Consider the following 15796-nt stretch of genomic DNA (forward strand, 5'->3'; position numbering starts at 1 on the left):
ATAGGAGCTAACTCTGTGAAATTAACTCAATTATTAAAACCATGGATAAAACAAGATCTTGTAGACTGTGTTATTAGTGATATAAAAAATGACAGTCGCCAGGTAAAAGCGGATGATTTGTTCATTGCCTATCCTGGAGCTGCCTCTGATGGTCGGTTATACATAGAAAAAGCAGTTGCCTCAGGAGCGATTGCTGTGGTTTATGAGCCAGATAACTTCCCATCGTCTTGTATTTTGCCATCAGTAATACCCTGTATCCCTATTCCCAATCTGGGAGAAAAATTAGGAGAACTAGCCAAACGCTTTTTTAATAATCCATCTGAGTCACTCGGTCTAACCGGGGTAACTGGTACCAATGGTAAGACGACTATTGCTTATCAGTTGGCACAAGCCCATTATTTGCTTGGCCAACGTTCAGCTTATATAGGTACTATAGGGCAGGGTGAGGTTGATTCTTTAATGCCTTTGGAAAATACCACACCAGATGCGCTATGCTTGCAGAGACTGATGCATCAATATAAAGAACATGGCATTAAACACATTTGTATGGAAGTGTCTTCTCACGCATTAAATCAGCACAGAGTTGATTCTCTAGAGTTTGACCAGGCTATCTTTACCAATTTAACTCTGGATCATTTGGATTATCATCGAACTATGCAAGCTTATGGAGCCGCAAAATCCAAGTTATTTGAACGAGAAGAATTGCAATGGGCTATTATTAATCAAGATGATGATTTTCAAAATCTTATGAGCAGTGTATTAAAGGCTCATGTGAAAAAAATCACTTATGGTATGCATCAGAGCTGTGATGTTAAGGCAGTCAAATGGAATATGGATATCACAGGAACAGAAATCGAAGTGCAATCTCCTTGGGGACAACACCACTTGAAGATTAAGGCTTTAGGGGAATTCAATATTTATAATAGTTTGGCGGTATATAGTAGTTTACTGGCCAGCGGATACTTGCCAGAAAAAGTAGTGCAAATTATGGCTGAATTAAAAGCAGCCCCGGGTCGGATGGAAATTGTTGCTTATTCTCCTTATGTTCTTGTTGATTATGCCCATACTCCTGATGCTTTGGAAAATGTACTTATCACATTAAATCAACTGAAAAAAGGGCGTTTATGGGTAGTATTTGGTTGTGGTGGGGATAGAGATAAAACCAAACGACCAATTATGGGGAAAGCAGCCAGTTTGTATGCCGATAATATTGTAATTACCAGTGATAATCCACGCAGTGAAGATCCTGAAATTATTGTAGATGAAATTGCTTATGGTATTCCTTCCTCAACTCTTGTTTCTAAACTGGTGAATAGAGAAGAAGCAATTGCTTACGCTTTAAGTCAGGCGGATAGTAATGATATTATATTAATTGCAGGTAAAGGACATGAATCCTACCAGCAGATAGGGAATATAAAGCATGCTTTTTCCGATCAGGAAGTAGTTAGGCGTTTAATAAATAATTAAAATTCCAGAATAGTTACAAACTGGTATTCTTCTATTTTCCCAACAAGGGGTGTTTTTTTATTAAATCCGCATCAAAATAAGTTGCAAAATCATGGCGATGATGATGACTTTTGCGGAGGCTCAAGAAAGTTGATGGGATGTTCTCAGCTTGTTTTAACGCTAATGTTTCATTGATTGGATTATAAATTGATAAAGCCAGCTCCCTCCAATCTTCGCTTTCATTTAATCTATGAGGTTTCGCTGGAGTTGCAAATTGAGGGGATGGGAGTCCAATCATTTGATGCAATTTATGACTTACTATAGCTATTGCGGCGAATTTAGCTTCCAGACTATGTCCCGCAATATGTGGTGTACAAAGTGTTGCTTTTGAAACAATCTGTTTATCTACATTGGGCTCATTGCTGTACACATCAGTGCAATACAATAAAGAAGAACCAATTTGCAAAAGGGCCTCTTCATTAACAATACCACCCCTGGAGGCATTGATGATAATACAACCAGGTTTTAATTTTTCAAGAAAATCCTGATTAATTAAATTAATACTGGGATAAGGATAATTGTTATGTAATTCCGCATGGATACATAAAAGATCACATTCATAAAGATCTTCAAGAGAACAACTTTGGAAAGAAGCATCTCTGGTTACCTTAGGAGGATCATATAGAAATAATTGAAAATTAGCGGCTTTTAATCGTTCATAAACTTTGGTGCCCACTTGCCCTAAACCAATAATTCCAGCAGTTTTATTCTTGATAAGTTGCCTCTGGTCTAAATAGGCTAGACAAGCAACCACATAGTCTGCAACAGAAATGGCATTACATCCCTTGGCATCAATCATTGTTATGTTTTGTGATTTTAGAAAATCAAAATCGATATGATCGGTTCCACTCGTTGCTGTTGCGACAAATTTGATTTGATGCCCTTTTAATAAAGCACGGTTTATCTTTAGTGTTGAACGACATAGCAGAATATCCATATTGTCAAGCAAACCAGGAACTTCATCAGGATTGTGATATAAGGTTAAGATAAATGGCGGAGGAAAAGCACTGTTTAATCCTGGCAATAATGCATCGGCAAGAATGTTCATAAATTATAAATCGCGCTTAAAATATATAATGAACCATAGATAAGAGGAGTAAGGACATATCCCAATACATTAGTAAAAATTAATACAATCAGTATTAAAAATCCAAATGGTTCTAATCTTGCGTAGGCAATCGCTTGTCTTGCCGGCAATAAGTTCATCACGACTTTGCTGCCGTCGAGTGGTGGAATAGGAACCAGGTTTAAAAAAGCAAGAATCAAATTAATCATCATTCCAGCTCGAGCGGTGACAAGTAGGAATAAGGCGGCCATTGAACTTTCAGGGTGTAAAACAGTGGCTATTTTAAAACATCCTGCCCATAGGAATGCCATTAAAAGATTAGCTAGTGGACCTGCAAGAGTAACTAAAATCATATCGCGGCGTGGCTTTCGAAGTTGGCTTTGATTCACTGGAACTGGTTTTGCGTAGCCAATTACGAAATTAAAGTTTGTTATTGCACCTATCAACAGAGGTAACAGAATTGTCCCAATTGGATCAATATGTTTAATCGGATTTACAGTTAATCTTCCGAACATTTTAGCCGTATTATCACCACAATAATAAGCAACATAACCATGCGCTAATTCATGGAAGGTAATTGCCAATAGTACTGGTAAAGCCCAAATACATATTTGTTGGATTAAAGTGAATTCTGGCATTAATAATTTTGCAGTATTTAAAATTGTTCCTGATTTTAACGAATTCTACTCAGTAATAACAAGGCTTGATGGATAAATAGTATGGATAGCAATTTTAACCTGGTAAAAGAAGTTCAAAACTTATACGTATTGAATTACTTTTTTCATGTTTAATAAATCAGGACATATACAAAACTCCAATCTCTTGGTTAAAAAATGTTTTTAATTCAGTCGTTTAGTTTATCTAAACTCCCTCATTAAAACATTTTTTGCCTCGGGCTTGGGGGGTTGTGCACGTACTTTAACTATTTGGTATTGGCTAAATCGAAAGCATCTTATATGATTCAAGCTAGCGCAAGGATTTTAAGGGGTTTGTTGGATGACGCAATTTGAAAAAACTTTTAATGTAATGAAAAAATATTGGGTAATAATTGCTTATATTATCCTCGCTGTCCTATCGTATTATTTTATAGATAGAACATTGGCTGTTTATTTTCATAGTTTGAATCTTAGAACAAATTTTCATGTGCTAAATTACTTAACGGCTTTAGGCCAATGGAAAATTTATGTTGTATTATTTTTTATCGCCGCATTGTATTTTCGTTATATTCAGCAAAATGAACGGTGTGAAGTAAGATTTTGGTATTTGTTTGGCTGTGTTCTTATTCCTAATTTATTTACTTTTGTATTAAAAATAGGTGTTAGCCGAGCTCGGCCTGATTTATTGTTTGATAATAATTCTTATGGGTTTTATTGGTTCCAATTAAAGGATGCCTATTGGTCATTTCCTTCAGGCCACTCTATTACCAGCACTGCTTTGGCTGCAGGATTAGGATATATTTTTCCCAGGTATTTTTTCATATTTATTGGGTTGGCATTGCTTGTCGCCGCTACCAGAGTTATTTTATATCATCATTATTTAAGTGATGTGATGACTGGATTTTATATTAGTATGTTGTTGGTTGGTTTATTTACTCAGTATTTGAAAAGGAATCATTATCTGGATAAGGTAAATTAGACTCTATAAAAAATAGGCAAGCTTATTAAGGGAGTAATTATGGCTATAGAAAAGGAATTAAAAAACTTTGTAAGATTGTATGCCGACTGGGATACAACTAATAATTGTTATAAATCCCAATTGGATAATACAACTTTATTAAGATTGGAAAGAGATTTTACAAGATTTATTAATCAGCAATTATTGATAGATGGGCCTGAGAAAGAAAAAATTGCTAAAAACTACAAAAGATTGTCCCTCTGCTTTCACCCAGATCATGTTTCCGGATTTTTACCGGAAGTGACTTGGCTAGAGTACAATTTATCTCTAGGCAAGAATAATGGAGCCTGTTTTAAAATATTGGGATTATGTTATGAAAAATTAACTTCACCTGAAAAATTTAAAGATACAGGTTTAGGAGATATCAAGACCAAAGAAGATTTTAAAAAGTGGTTGGAAGGTTTACGGGCTAAGGCAACTACCTATTCTGGCCAGAGTTTTTGTGACAGTTTGATTGATTTATTAGAACAATCCAGTGGTTTCTTTAATGACACTGGGCAACTAAAACCTAAAGGACTCAGAGTATTACTTAGGTTTATTCCAATGGTATTTGCCAGTTATGGAACTTTTATTTTTGCAGAAGAGTTATTTGCTATCTACGCACTGTATTTTATCTTATTAAAAGGAGGGCAATATCTGGAGCGTACTGAGTCCAATCAATTAAAAAAAATAGGTCAAACGTTGCAAGAAATCAGTATTATTACTGCCACTGCTTCAACGACACTGCTGGTTCGTTTGCTTGAAATGACCTTTTGGGCATCCCGCCAATTTCTTGATGTGAGTTTGCAGATCGGTTCTGCGATTTTTAAACCAATGCTACCCCCACCTGAAACTAAGGAAAAATCAGAATCTGATGTAGCAGCCAATTTATGTAGAGATTTAATCTTGGCTAGCCAAAATAATAGTGAAGGAATGCAATTTAAGACGCCGGAATTAAAAGTCATTTCTGCTCCTCTTGAATCTTACCTTGGTTTGAATGCACAGCAATTTTTTGGCGATTGGCGAATAGGTCGAGAAAAACGGTTGAGAGTAGAAGAATTTTTATTCAGAATGAGAGTGTTAGATTCACTTCCTGGTCCTTTAGAAGACAAGTTGACAGAAGCTCAAAAAGAACTGGATAAAATAAAAAAGGATACTAAGGTTTTTACGAGCAATACAGCAAAAGCAGTGCAGGAAGCTGAACAGGTCATCTCCATGTTACAAGAATCAGATTCTATGCAATTAGTAGTTTATAAAGGACCTAACTAGTCTTTTATAAATTTCTATTTTCCTGCTTATTTGTTTCAGGCCTAAGTTGGCTTTCGTGAGCAGAGCTCATTTATGCTTAAAGGATGGATATAAGAAAATAAAAACCATTCGCTTAACGTTCTTTTAATTTTAATACTTTATCTTTGTGTTCTAATTAAAAACAACCTCTTGAATTTATACCTCTATCTCTGGCAAGATGCTGACTAATTTGATACTCCAGTGAGGAACCATGAAAATACTCGTGGCTGTAAAGCGTGTGATAGACCCTTATGTTAAAATTCGGGTTAAATCGGACAATTCAGGTGTTGAAACCCAAAATATCAAAATGGCAATGAATCCTTTTGATGAAATAGCCATTGAAGAAGCATTACGTTTGAGAGAAAAAAATTGGGCAACAGAAGTAATTGCTGTGAGCATTGGTGCTGACAGTTCTCAAGAAACGTTAAGACATGCATTGGCTTTGGGTGCTGATAGGGCTATTTTGGTTCGGACAGAAAAAACATTCGAGAGTCTTAATATAGCTAAAATTTTAAATAAAATAGTGGACAATGAAAAACCTGATTTGGTGTTGATGGGTAAACAATCAATAGATGGCGATAATAATCAAACTCCTCAAATGTTAGCGGCATTGTTGAATTGGCCGCAAGCGACTTATGCGTCAAAGATCATTGCCAATCATAATCAACTTGAAGTCGTGAGAGAAATTGATGGTGGTTTGGAAACGATCAGGGTGCAGTTGCCAGCAGTAATCAGTACCGATCTTCGTTTAAATGAACCCAGATATGCCAGTTTGCCGAATATTATGAAAGCAAAACGCAAGCCTCTTGATATTCTTGAGTTGGAATCGCTTAACTTATCACTTAAACAGCATGTTGAAATATTAAAGGTTAATGCGCCCGCGACTCGAAGTGGTGGTGAAATACTTGATTCTGTGGCTGCATTGTTGGGTAAATTACAACATGAAGCCAAAGTGCTTTAAAAGGAGAAGAGATGGGCACTTTAGTTTTGGTTGAACATAATAATCGGCAGTTACACTCTGCAACTCGTAATACTCTGTCAGCTGCTTTGGAACTCGGTAATAAAATTACTTTACTTGTTGCTGGTTATCAATGTCGTGCAGTAGCTGAAGAAGCAGCTAAAATCGAAGGGGTGCATGCTGTTTTGCATGTGGATAGCCCTGGTTATGAATATCAATTGGCGGAATCGATCAGTGACTTAGTCGTGTCTTTAGCAAATTCATTCGGCGCTATTTTAGCTCCTTCCAGTACCTTTGGAAAAAATATACTACCGCGTGTTGCTGCGCAGCTGGACGTAACCCAGCTTTCTGACGTTAGTAAGATAATTGATGTAGATACATTTGAGCATCCTATTTATGCTGGTAATGCAATAGAAACAGTACGTGTTTTAGATTCATTAAAAGTAATGACTATTAGGACAACAGCATTTAATCCTATAATGTCCGGTCAAGAATCGTGTTGTATTGAAAGTATTAGTAAGGAATTTCAAACCAAAGGGAGTCAATTCGTCCGGCATGAATTGAGTAAATCCGAGAGACCAGATTTAAGTAGCGCTAAAATAATTGTTTCTGGGGGCAGAGGTTTACAAAGTGCAGAAAAATTCAAGTTAATTGAAGAGTTGGCTGATGTATTGGGCGCTGCAGTAGGTGCATCCAGAGCGGCGGTAGATGCGGGATTTGTTCCTAATGATTATCAAGTTGGCCAAACTGGTAAAGTAGTTGCTCCTATGCTTTATATTGCGGTAGGTATTTCAGGAGCAGTTCAGCATTTAGCAGGGATGAAAGATTCTAAGGTTATTGTTGCAATTAATAAAGACGAAGATGCACCTATTTTTCAAATTGCGAATTATGGGTTAGTAGGTGATCTGTTTGAATTAGTTCCGCAATTAATAGAACAATTAAAGAATAGATAAGAGGTAACAATATGTTAGTCGGTGTACCAAAAGAAATAAAATCGCAAGAAAATCGAGTAGGGCTTGTTCCTTCAAGTGTCAGAGAAATTATTAGAGCAGGAAGCGATGTTTTAGTTGAAAGGGGAGCTGGACTGGGTATTGGTATCTCCGATGATGATTATAGAAATGCAGGGGCTGAAGTTGTTGATACTGCTGATGAAGTATTTGCCAAATCCGAATTGATAGTCAAAGTAAAAGAGCCTCAACCGATTGAGTGTAAACGATTGCGTGAAGGTCAAACTTTGTTTACTTATTTACACTTGGCACCAGATCCTCAACAAACCCGTTTGCTAAAAGAATCTGGTGTCACAGCCATAGCTTATGAGACAGTGACTCAAGATGGGGGTGGGTTGCCTTTACTTACTCCTATGTCCCAGGTTGCAGGTCGTATGTCGATTCAAGCAGGAGCTCATTGTTTAGAGATGGCTCAAGGGGGCAGTGGCATATTGCTAGGTGGCGTTCCAGGTGTCGCTGCTGCAAATGTTGTAGTCATTGGAGGTGGAGTTGTAGGCACGAACGCTGTTCGTATGGCTATGGGGATGGAAGCTCGAGTCATAGTACTTGATCGCTCTTTACAACGCTTAAATGAGCTGGATTTTCAGTTTGGTTCCAAGCTGAATACAGTCTATTCCACAGCAGATTCCATAGAAAAGTATGTATCCAGTGCTGATTTAGTTATTGGTGCAGTATTAGTGCCAGGGGCTGCAGCACCAAGATTAGTTACCCGTTCTATGCTGAGTTCTATGCGTCCTGGTTCTGTTTTGGTGGATGTTGCCATCGATCAAGGAGGTTGCTTTGAAACTAGCCGTGCTACAACTCACCAAGAACCTACTTATGTAGTTGATAATGTGGTGCATTATTGTGTGGCAAACATGCCTGGTGCTGTACCTAGAACATCTACATTTGCTTTAAATAATGCTACATTACCTTTTATATTAAGCATTGTAACCAAAGGGGTTAAATTAGCTTTATTAAATGATCATCATTTACTTAATGGGTTAAACGTTCATCAAGGTAAGATTACTTATGAAGCAGTAGCCCGTGATTTGGGATATGAATATACCCCTGCAGCTGCTGCTTTAGCAGGTAAATAATTTTACATGCATTTACCCATATTAGCACAAGTTAATGTGGGTAGCCTCAACAATCCTATCAATCATAGCTCTCAAAAGGTCACTGGCAGGTTGTATCACTCTTGGCAATCGTTGACAGACCGTGCTTAAAAATAGAGTTCATATATTGTGCAGAATAACTGGTTATTCTACGTGTCAACTATATCTGCTCCCTTACGGTTTCGGATTAGAATGATTATACTGACGCAATACCGAGCCGCGACCGTAAGGGAGCGGATGTATAATAACTTCCAGAATCCAGTGAATCGTTCAACTTGTATATAACTCTGGCATTCCGCCAGGGTTCAAGATACACACCCTGAACGGTAATTTCTCAAGAACCTAAAACAGGTTTTCCTCTACTGGCGCTAGTTGCTCTTCCTGTTGATTATTTTGTGCGTTATACACTGGATTATGATCTTCTTCTGCTGGAACTTCATTTTCTCTAAAATATTCAATAATACCATTTTCCTGATTGGGTTTAGCCAGCAGGCCACTAGCAGGATCTATTCGAACTGCTACGACATTTTCGGGTTGTTTTAATTCAATTTCAGGTTTGTCTTTTAATGCCACTTTCATAAAATCTATCCATAACGGAAGAGCAAGACTTGCAGCATATTCATGTAATGATTTAGGGTTATCAAAGCCAATCCATGCAGTTACTACCAAATCAGAATTAAAGCCTGAAAACCATGCATCTACCTGGTCGTTGGTAGTTCCTGTTTTACCAGCTATATCCTGGCGATTTAATACGCGAGCAGCACGTCCTGTACCATGCTGAATTACATCTCGTAATACAGTATTCATTAAAAAGGCAATATCTGCAGGAATAACCCGCGGCGCAAGAGTTGAAACATCAATTTTGGTATTATCACAAGAGTCACATACAACAGTCGGCTTGGCTTGCAGCAGAATTTTACCATCAGCATCTGTTATGTGGTCAATAAGATAAGGTTCTACTTTATAGCCGCCATTGGCAAAGACTGCATAAGCTGTGGTCAGATCCATAGGGCTAATGGACAAGCTTCCTAGAGCCAGTGATAAAGCTTTAGGTAATGATTTTTTATTAAAACCAAAACGAGTTAAGAAATCTATCGTATAGTCAATGCCTATATCATCAAGAATTCTTATAGATACCAAGTTTTTGGATTGAACTAATGCTTGTTTCAAGCGTGTAGGGCCATTGAATTTTAGATTCACATTATGTGGTCGCCATAAATTGGGTTGGCTAGGGTCGTCCACAACGATCGGTGCATCATTAATCAGGGTAGCCAGATTGTATCCATTATTTAAAGCGGCAGCATAAACAAATGGTTTGAAACTGGATCCTGGTTGTCTGCTTGATTGAGTGGCTCGGTTGAATTTACTTTTCGAGAAGTTGAATCCCCCGACCAAAACTTCAATCGCTCCATTTTTAGGGTTCATTGCAACCATGGCGGATTCTGCTTCAGGAATCTGGGCGAGTTGCCAATAGGTTTCTGTTGAGTGTACGTAAATCACATCACCTACAGCGACTACTTGTTGTGCTTTGGTTGGCGATTTTCCAACCCAGCCTTTTTTAAGTGCTGGTCTGGCCCAGGATAAGCCCTCCCAAGGAATAATAATTATTTGTCCATTTTGTAACGAAGCAGTAGCTTCTTTTTCTCCTACTTCAGTAACTACCGCGGGAACTAAATTATTAAGCTCTGGATATTGACGTAAATATTTTTGTCTTATCTTTACAGACTGGCTGTCCTTTTCACCTATGTTTGCTATTGGGCCTCGATAGCCATGTCGGTGATCGTAGGCAATCAAATTCTTTTCTACTACTTCGTTGGCTGTATTTTGTAATTTGCCATCGATAGTAGTGTATACTTTATAGCCTTTAGTATAAGCTTCTGGTCCGAAATTATCATATAAAGACTGGCGAATCATTTCAGCAACGTAAGGAGCTTTCACCTCGATGTTGGTTCCATGATATTTTGCAGTAATTGGCTGGTTTACTGCATTTTGATATTGTTCTTCACTAATGTAATGTTCTTCCAGTAATCGCTCTAATACATGGTCACGACGTTTTTTTGCGGCAAGCGGGTTAGCGATAGGATTTTGGGTTGATGGGGCTTGCGGAAGCCCTGCTATCATGGCCAATTCCGCCAGATTTAAGTCTTTAAGTGGTTTTCCAAAATAAACCATGGCTGCAGCGCCGACACCGTAAGCCCTGTTACCCAGATAGACTCTGTTTAAATAGAGCTCCAGGATTTTTTCTTTGCTTAATTCTCTGTCAATTTTGATGGCGAGCATAATTTCATTGAATTTCCGTAAAAATGTTTTTTTACGGCTTAAGAAGAAATTACGAGCTACTTGCATAGTGATAGTACTACCGCCTTGGGATTTTGTTCCGGTTTTAAGCATACTTACAGCAGCACGACCTAATCCCATAACGTCTACGCCAGGATGTTCAAAAAAACGTTGATCTTCTGTAGCGATTAACGCATGAACCAGAGTAGGCGGGATTTCATCATAGGTCACGGGAATACGTTTTTTTTCGCCGTACTCCTGAATCAGTAAACCTTCTTTACTGAAAATCTGCAGTGGTACTTGTAATTGGACTGTTTTCAATGAATCGACATTGGGAAGTTGACTCTCAAGATAAAGATAGAGAAGGCTGCCCACGACTAATAAAAGAAAAAACAGGCTCATCAGCGCCCAAAGACCCTTACGCCAGAAGTATGCCATTTTTTTCATAGAATTCTGTTTTCGTTAAATGTGAATAGTGCAATATTATACAGTGAATCCATATAATATTGCGAGATTTGACAGGAAAAAAGCTGTATTAAAAAAAATTGTGCGCTTCATTATTTTTAATTCATGGCCAATCAACGAAGCGCGATTGGATTTTAATCAACAACTTCATTATTGCCCATAGAGGGTGAGGGATTAAATCCAGTGGATGGAGGTTCGGATGATTCCGTCGGTGAATTAGTAACACCGAATGATTTTTTTTGTTGACCTAATGCAGTTTTGCCAAATAAAGTTCCATATGGCAAAGTCAGGACTGGATTGAAAACCGGGTGGGTTATACTACCAGCTTTCAGTTTTTCTATTTCTTTGTCCTTCCCTTGTATTGCAGTTTCTTGTTCTAGTATTTTTTTCTTATCTCTTTCAGATTCTTCTGCTTGAGTTTTAATTGTTTTTCTAAGTTCCTTATTGTGATCAGTTAGTTCATGAACGAGTTCAGAAAGTTCGGGAACCAGAAGACGGTTTTGATGTTCCAGGCACAAGTCGGAAGCGATCTCTTTAAGTTCTTCATCGGAAGAACATTCAGAGACATCATTAGAATTAATATGAATATTAAAAGTCAGTAAAACTTCTTCGTTGATAAGATTACCGGAGTTGCAAAACTCACCACCGTAATACCCATCATTTTTTAATCCTGAAAGGGAAATGTTGGGCTCAGAATCTTCACTCGTTGTAGTGTACGTTACTCTACAAGTTTTACTTTTTGGGGTAATCATTAATTGTTTAAGATCGAGTAAAATCTGTGCTGTTTGTTTTTTATATTCTTCGAGTTGAGATGGATCAAATGATTTTTTCCTATCCTGCATGGATTTTAGAAAAACAATTTCATTTAATATAAAACGTAGAAATGGATTTCTTTCAGTATATCCTTTGCTGGTACAATCTTGTATTATTTCTTCAAGTCTTGCTTTAAATCCCTCGTTTTCATCATGAATAATCTCTTTAGCATAAGCAAGCACTTTTTTTCCTAAGAGAATCGGATTTTTTTCAACTACCAATTTGTTTAATACTTTAGGTTGACTGTCATGATATCGTATTATCACAGACGTTAGTGCATAGAGTAACTCTTCTAACCTGGTCATATTATAAGGCTCCTTTTAAAGCATAAATTCTGAAATCTAGATGTGAAAATCCCTTACAACTTGGTATTTCACTATATTGAATGTTTTGCTGAAGTGCAAGTGCCTGTTAACTAGAACATTATTTGGAAAAATCATACAAGTAGAAAGCTTGTTTAACAGTTATAGTGGAAAAATATTGTAACGCATAGAGTATAACTCTCAGAGTTTCTGAGAACTATTTCACGAAGGACGCCCATTTTCTCCCAGTAACAACCTGAAATAAAAAAATTCTTAAATCAATGTTATTAGGATTGAAAAATTTTTAGTTAATATTTTGAAATTATGATTATTTAATATAAGCTTTTTTAACGCCAGCAAAATGATTCCAATTTACAGTAGCTTACGTTAACATTACTAATAAGTTAGGATAAGTTTTAATATAGGGGCGCTGTTGGGCTGCAGGGAAATACAGGGAGATAATATACGTGCTCAAACTGCTTAAACCTAAGCATCGTTCAATTCTTGGAATCGACATTAGCTCTTCGGCTGTGAAAATATTGGAAATTTCAGGTTCCGGAGAGCAACTATGTGTTGAAGGATATGGTCGCGAAGAAATACCTTCTGCTGCTCTGGAAGGGAATGTGATCAAAGATGTTGATGTGGTAGGAAATTGCATCAAAAAATTGGTAGACAGGTTGAGATTCACCTCTAAAAATGTAGCATTAGCTGTGCCGGATTCCTCAGTTATCAGTAAAGTAGTTCAAATTAATGAGGGTTTGACTGACCAGGAAATGGAGGAGCTGGTTGTTATTGAGGCAGATAAATATATTCCTTACCCAATTGATGAAATTAATCTTGATTTTGAAGTGTTGGGACATTCCGCCAAAAATTCAGCCCTTCTTGATGTGCTAATTGTTGCTTCAAGAGCAGAGAATGTGAATAGTCGAGTTGAAGCAGCACATAGAGCAGGGCTAGAGCCCAAGATTGTTGATGTAGAATCTTATGCGGTAGAGCGATCAGTACAACAAATCGCACAAGAGCTACCAGCAAGCGGGCAAGATAAAATTGTAGCAATAGTAGATATTGGAGCAAATTATACTCATTTATTTGTTTTACATGGGATGAGGTTAATATTTTCAAGGGAAGAAAAATTTGGATGTATGCAACTTATAGAAGCTATAGCAGAACACTATAAAATGAATATTGAACAAGCTATTGCTGCGAAAAATGAGGATAAATTACCTGAAGACTATGAAACAGCAGTATTAGAGCCTTTTAAAGATATGATTCTTTTGCAGATCAAACGTACTTTGCAGTTTTTTTATTCTACCAGTCAACATGGATTTGTGGATCACATCTTATTGGCTGGTGGTATGGCAAGACAATCTGGATTGGCAGCACTTATTCAGGAACAACTAGGAGTGACAACTACAGTGGCAAACCCACTATCTTATATGTCTTTTAATAAGCAAGTTAATTTGGATACGATCAACAAAGATGCTCCTACTCTAATGGTGGCTTGTGGGTTGGCTTTGCGACATATAGAGTAAGAAAATGACTGAAATTAATTTATTACCGTGGCGTGAACAAAAACGGGAACAAGAAAAGAAATTATTTACGACTATGTTATTGATTGGAATTGTCGTTGCAGCAGTTATCGTATTTCTAATTAATTCTTATGCTTCTCATTTAGTAAGTAATCAGATCGAACGGAACCAAACTTTGCAGAAAGAAATTACCGCTTTAGATGATCAGATTAAGGAGATAAGGGCATTAAAACAAATCAGAGAAGGTTTGATTTCGAGAATGTCTATTGTACAAAATCTGCAGTCAACAAGAACTTTAATGGTCCATTTGTTTGATGAACTTATAAAGGTTACTCCGCCAGGGATTTATATTACCAAGTTAAAAAGAGAGCATGATGTAGTAACACTTTGGGGATATTCCGAGTCTAATACAAGTATTTCAACTTTAATGAGAAATATAGAAGCGAATGCATGGATTCAGAATCCAGTTCTTACTGAAATTAAAAAAAATGATGAAAAGAAACAGGCTCCGGACAATGAATTTAAATTAAGTTTTGTACTTAAACCAAAATATTAGGCTGATAAAAATTATGGATACAGTCAATTTAAATGAATTAACACTGGAGAATGTAGGACAATGGCCAATACCAGTAAAGATTGGGGTGATTGTAGGCATTAGTCTGTTGGTGATTGGACTAGGTTATTGGCTTATTATTAAACCCAATTTTGAGCAATTTGATACACTACAAGCTCAAGAAGTGGCTTTGAAAACTGAATTTGAAACCAAGCAACATCAAGCAGCAAATCTCCAGGCCTATCGTAATCAATTGCAGTTAATGAACGAACGTTTTGGCGCTATGCTAAAACAGCTACCCGCAAAAAATGAAATGCCTGGACTTTTGGAAGAAATATCCAAAACAGGAGTTGCATCAGGTTTGAAATTTGAATTATTTGCTCCGCAACCTGAAGTAGTGCATGATTTTTATATTGAGTTACCTATTAAAATTACAGTAGTGGGATCCTATATGCAGTTAGCAATGTTTTTAAGTCGCGTGGCAGAAATGAACAGAATAGTGACATTGCATGAGTTTGGCGTTGAGGGGGTATCCTCTGGAGATGGTAAAACGATCTCCCAGGATGAATTGGTGATGGGCATCACCGCTAAAATATATAGATATCGGGCACAATGATAATTAAAAACAAGCAGATTCCTATATTAGATTTTTTCGGAAACTCTACTGCGGTGACGAATTGCTTTGTCGATGCGGAGCTCGAATCCCGATGTACCGGGGTGTACATTCCGGTTCTGCGCTCCGCTTCTTCCCGCACTTCACTCACCACGGCGAGTTTCCGAAGAGGTCTATTGACTGGACTACTGGCTTTATTGCTTAGTTCATGCTCTGGTGATAACAGTGATCTGGTTAGGTACATCAATGACGTGAAAGCAAGGCCTGGCAAACCGATTGAGCCCATACCCAAGTTTGCTCCTTTGCCTGTTTTTAGATTTCCAGAAAATGATAATAGGCGCAATCCATTCAAGCCTATTGATCAAAAAAAGAGAAATGATATTTATGCTCCAGATAAAAAGAGACCAAAGCAGCCTTTGGAAGCATTTCCATTAGATGCTTTAAAATTCGTAGGTACTTTAAAAAAGGACAATGAAATTTGGGCTCTTATTAAACAGCCTGACGGTCAGGTGACTCGTGTGAAGGTTGGAGATTATATGGGGCAACATTATGGACGTATCATTTTAATTAAAAATGAACTAATTAAATTGGAAGAAACTGTTCAAAACTCAGGGACTTGGGAAAAACAGGTTACCACAATTAATTTGGATACTGGCAAGCAGGAGTGAGG

General features: G+C 37.4%; 14 protein-coding genes. 10 read left to right on the forward strand and 4 right to left on the reverse strand.

What is annotated here, in order from left to right; all coding sequences use genetic code 11:
- Nucleotides 1-15 precede the first annotated feature (15 nt).
- Nucleotides 16-1467, forward strand: a complete 1452-nt coding sequence (locus ACZ5EK_RS04840; protein ID WP_464431687.1) for a UDP-N-acetylmuramoyl-L-alanyl-D-glutamate--2,6-diaminopimelate ligase — start codon at nt 16-18, stop codon at nt 1465-1467.
- Nucleotides 1468-1498: 31 nt separating this feature from the next.
- Here the strand turns inward: ACZ5EK_RS04840 and ACZ5EK_RS04845 are convergent, their stop codons facing one another.
- Both ACZ5EK_RS04845 and ACZ5EK_RS04850 read right to left on the reverse strand, forming a co-directional pair.
- Nucleotides 1499-2554 carry a 4-phosphoerythronate dehydrogenase gene (locus ACZ5EK_RS04845; protein WP_464431688.1) on the reverse strand — a complete coding sequence of 352 codons (1056 nt, stop codon included), beginning with the start codon at nt 2552-2554 and terminating at the stop codon, nt 1499-1501.
- On the reverse strand, nt 2551-3210 hold the full coding sequence (locus tag ACZ5EK_RS04850) for a site-2 protease family protein (RefSeq protein ID WP_464431689.1): 660 nt from the start codon (nt 3208-3210) through the stop codon (nt 2551-2553). The genes ACZ5EK_RS04845 and ACZ5EK_RS04850 overlap by 4 nt, the downstream gene beginning before the upstream one ends.
- A 358-nt stretch (nt 3211-3568) precedes the next feature.
- On the opposite strand from ACZ5EK_RS04850, the gene ACZ5EK_RS04855 reads away from it, so the two are divergent.
- From ACZ5EK_RS04855 to ald, 5 genes are all read left to right on the forward strand, one after another.
- The gene (locus ACZ5EK_RS04855) at nt 3569-4207 is read left to right on the forward strand and encodes a phosphatase PAP2 family protein (protein ID WP_464431690.1); all 639 of its coding nucleotides are present in this window, start codon (nt 3569-3571) and stop codon (nt 4205-4207) included.
- 39 nt (nt 4208-4246) lie between these two features.
- Complete coding sequence (locus ACZ5EK_RS04860; protein WP_464431691.1) at nt 4247-5494, forward strand: J domain-containing protein; 1248 nt, start codon at nt 4247-4249, stop codon at nt 5492-5494.
- A gap of 229 nt (nt 5495-5723) precedes the next feature.
- A complete protein-coding gene (locus ACZ5EK_RS04865; RefSeq protein ID WP_464431692.1) occupies nt 5724-6473 on the forward strand; it encodes an electron transfer flavoprotein subunit beta/FixA family protein in 750 nt (249 codons plus the stop codon).
- An 11-nt stretch (nt 6474-6484) separates the two neighbouring features.
- A complete protein-coding gene (locus ACZ5EK_RS04870; RefSeq protein WP_464431693.1) occupies nt 6485-7423 on the forward strand; it encodes an electron transfer flavoprotein subunit alpha/FixB family protein in 939 nt (312 codons plus the stop codon).
- 11 nt (nt 7424-7434) lie between these two features.
- Nucleotides 7435-8556: an alanine dehydrogenase gene (gene ald, locus ACZ5EK_RS04875; protein ID WP_464431694.1), complete on the forward strand. Its 1122-nt coding sequence runs from the start codon at nt 7435-7437 to the stop codon at nt 8554-8556.
- Nucleotides 8557-8916: 360 nt separating this feature from the next.
- Here the strand turns inward: ald and ACZ5EK_RS04880 are convergent, their stop codons facing one another.
- Nucleotides 8917-11298 (reverse strand): penicillin-binding protein 1A, encoded by a 2382-nt coding sequence (locus ACZ5EK_RS04880; RefSeq protein ID WP_464431696.1) that lies wholly within the window; start codon nt 11296-11298, stop codon nt 8917-8919.
- Nucleotides 11299-11450: 152 nt separating this feature from the next.
- On the reverse strand, nt 11451-12434 hold the full coding sequence (locus ACZ5EK_RS04885; RefSeq protein ID WP_464431697.1) for a hypothetical protein: 984 nt from the start codon (nt 12432-12434) through the stop codon (nt 11451-11453).
- Between the two features lie 464 nt (nt 12435-12898).
- Here ACZ5EK_RS04885 and pilM point away from each other — a divergent pair, with 464 nt between their 5' ends.
- The 4 genes from pilM to ACZ5EK_RS04905 all read left to right on the forward strand — a co-directional run bounded on the left by pilM (nt 12899) and on the right by ACZ5EK_RS04905 (nt 15794).
- Nucleotides 12899-13963, forward strand: coding sequence for a type IV pilus assembly protein PilM (pilM, locus tag ACZ5EK_RS04890; RefSeq protein ID WP_464431698.1), 1065 nt, complete (start codon nt 12899-12901; stop codon nt 13961-13963).
- A gap of 4 nt (nt 13964-13967) precedes the next feature.
- Nucleotides 13968-14516: a PilN domain-containing protein gene (locus tag ACZ5EK_RS04895; protein ID WP_464431700.1), complete on the forward strand. Its 549-nt coding sequence runs from the start codon at nt 13968-13970 to the stop codon at nt 14514-14516.
- A 13-nt stretch (nt 14517-14529) separates the two neighbouring features.
- The gene (locus tag ACZ5EK_RS04900) at nt 14530-15129 is read left to right on the forward strand and encodes a type IV pilus inner membrane component PilO (protein WP_464426901.1); all 600 of its coding nucleotides are present in this window, start codon (nt 14530-14532) and stop codon (nt 15127-15129) included.
- A gap of 116 nt (nt 15130-15245) precedes the next feature.
- On the forward strand, nt 15246-15794 hold the full coding sequence (locus ACZ5EK_RS04905) for a pilus assembly protein PilP (RefSeq protein ID WP_464432459.1): 549 nt from the start codon (nt 15246-15248) through the stop codon (nt 15792-15794).
- Nucleotides 15795-15796 lie beyond the last annotated feature (2 nt).

The sequence above is a fragment of the Legionella sp. JM-2024 genome, assembly GCF_055389095.1.

Bases quoted from the DNA above. Each gene is read 5' to 3' on its own strand.
- ACZ5EK_RS04860 (WP_464431691.1), top strand. From the start codon at position 4,247: ATGGCTATAGAAAAGGAATTAAAAAACTTTGTAAGATTGTATGCCGAC.
- ACZ5EK_RS04865 (WP_464431692.1), top strand. From the start codon at position 5,724: ATGAAAATACTCGTGGCTGTAAAGCGTGTGATAGACCCTTATGTTAAA.
- ACZ5EK_RS04900 (WP_464426901.1), top strand. From the start codon at position 14,530: ATGGATACAGTCAATTTAAATGAATTAACACTGGAGAATGTAGGACAA.
- ACZ5EK_RS04870 (WP_464431693.1), top strand. From the start codon at position 6,485: ATGGGCACTTTAGTTTTGGTTGAACATAATAATCGGCAGTTACACTCT.
- ACZ5EK_RS04845 (WP_464431688.1), bottom strand. From the start codon at position 2,554: ATGAACATTCTTGCCGATGCATTATTGCCAGGATTAAACAGTGCTTTT.
- ACZ5EK_RS04850 (WP_464431689.1), bottom strand. From the start codon at position 3,210: ATGCCAGAATTCACTTTAATCCAACAAATATGTATTTGGGCTTTACCA.
- ACZ5EK_RS04880 (WP_464431696.1), bottom strand. From the start codon at position 11,298: ATGAAAAAAATGGCATACTTCTGGCGTAAGGGTCTTTGGGCGCTGATG.
- ald (WP_464431694.1), top strand. From the start codon at position 7,435: ATGTTAGTCGGTGTACCAAAAGAAATAAAATCGCAAGAAAATCGAGTA.
- ACZ5EK_RS04885 (WP_464431697.1), bottom strand. From the start codon at position 12,434: ATGACCAGGTTAGAAGAGTTACTCTATGCACTAACGTCTGTGATAATA.
- ACZ5EK_RS04895 (WP_464431700.1), top strand. From the start codon at position 13,968: ATGACTGAAATTAATTTATTACCGTGGCGTGAACAAAAACGGGAACAA.
- ACZ5EK_RS04855 (WP_464431690.1), top strand. From the start codon at position 3,569: ATGACGCAATTTGAAAAAACTTTTAATGTAATGAAAAAATATTGGGTA.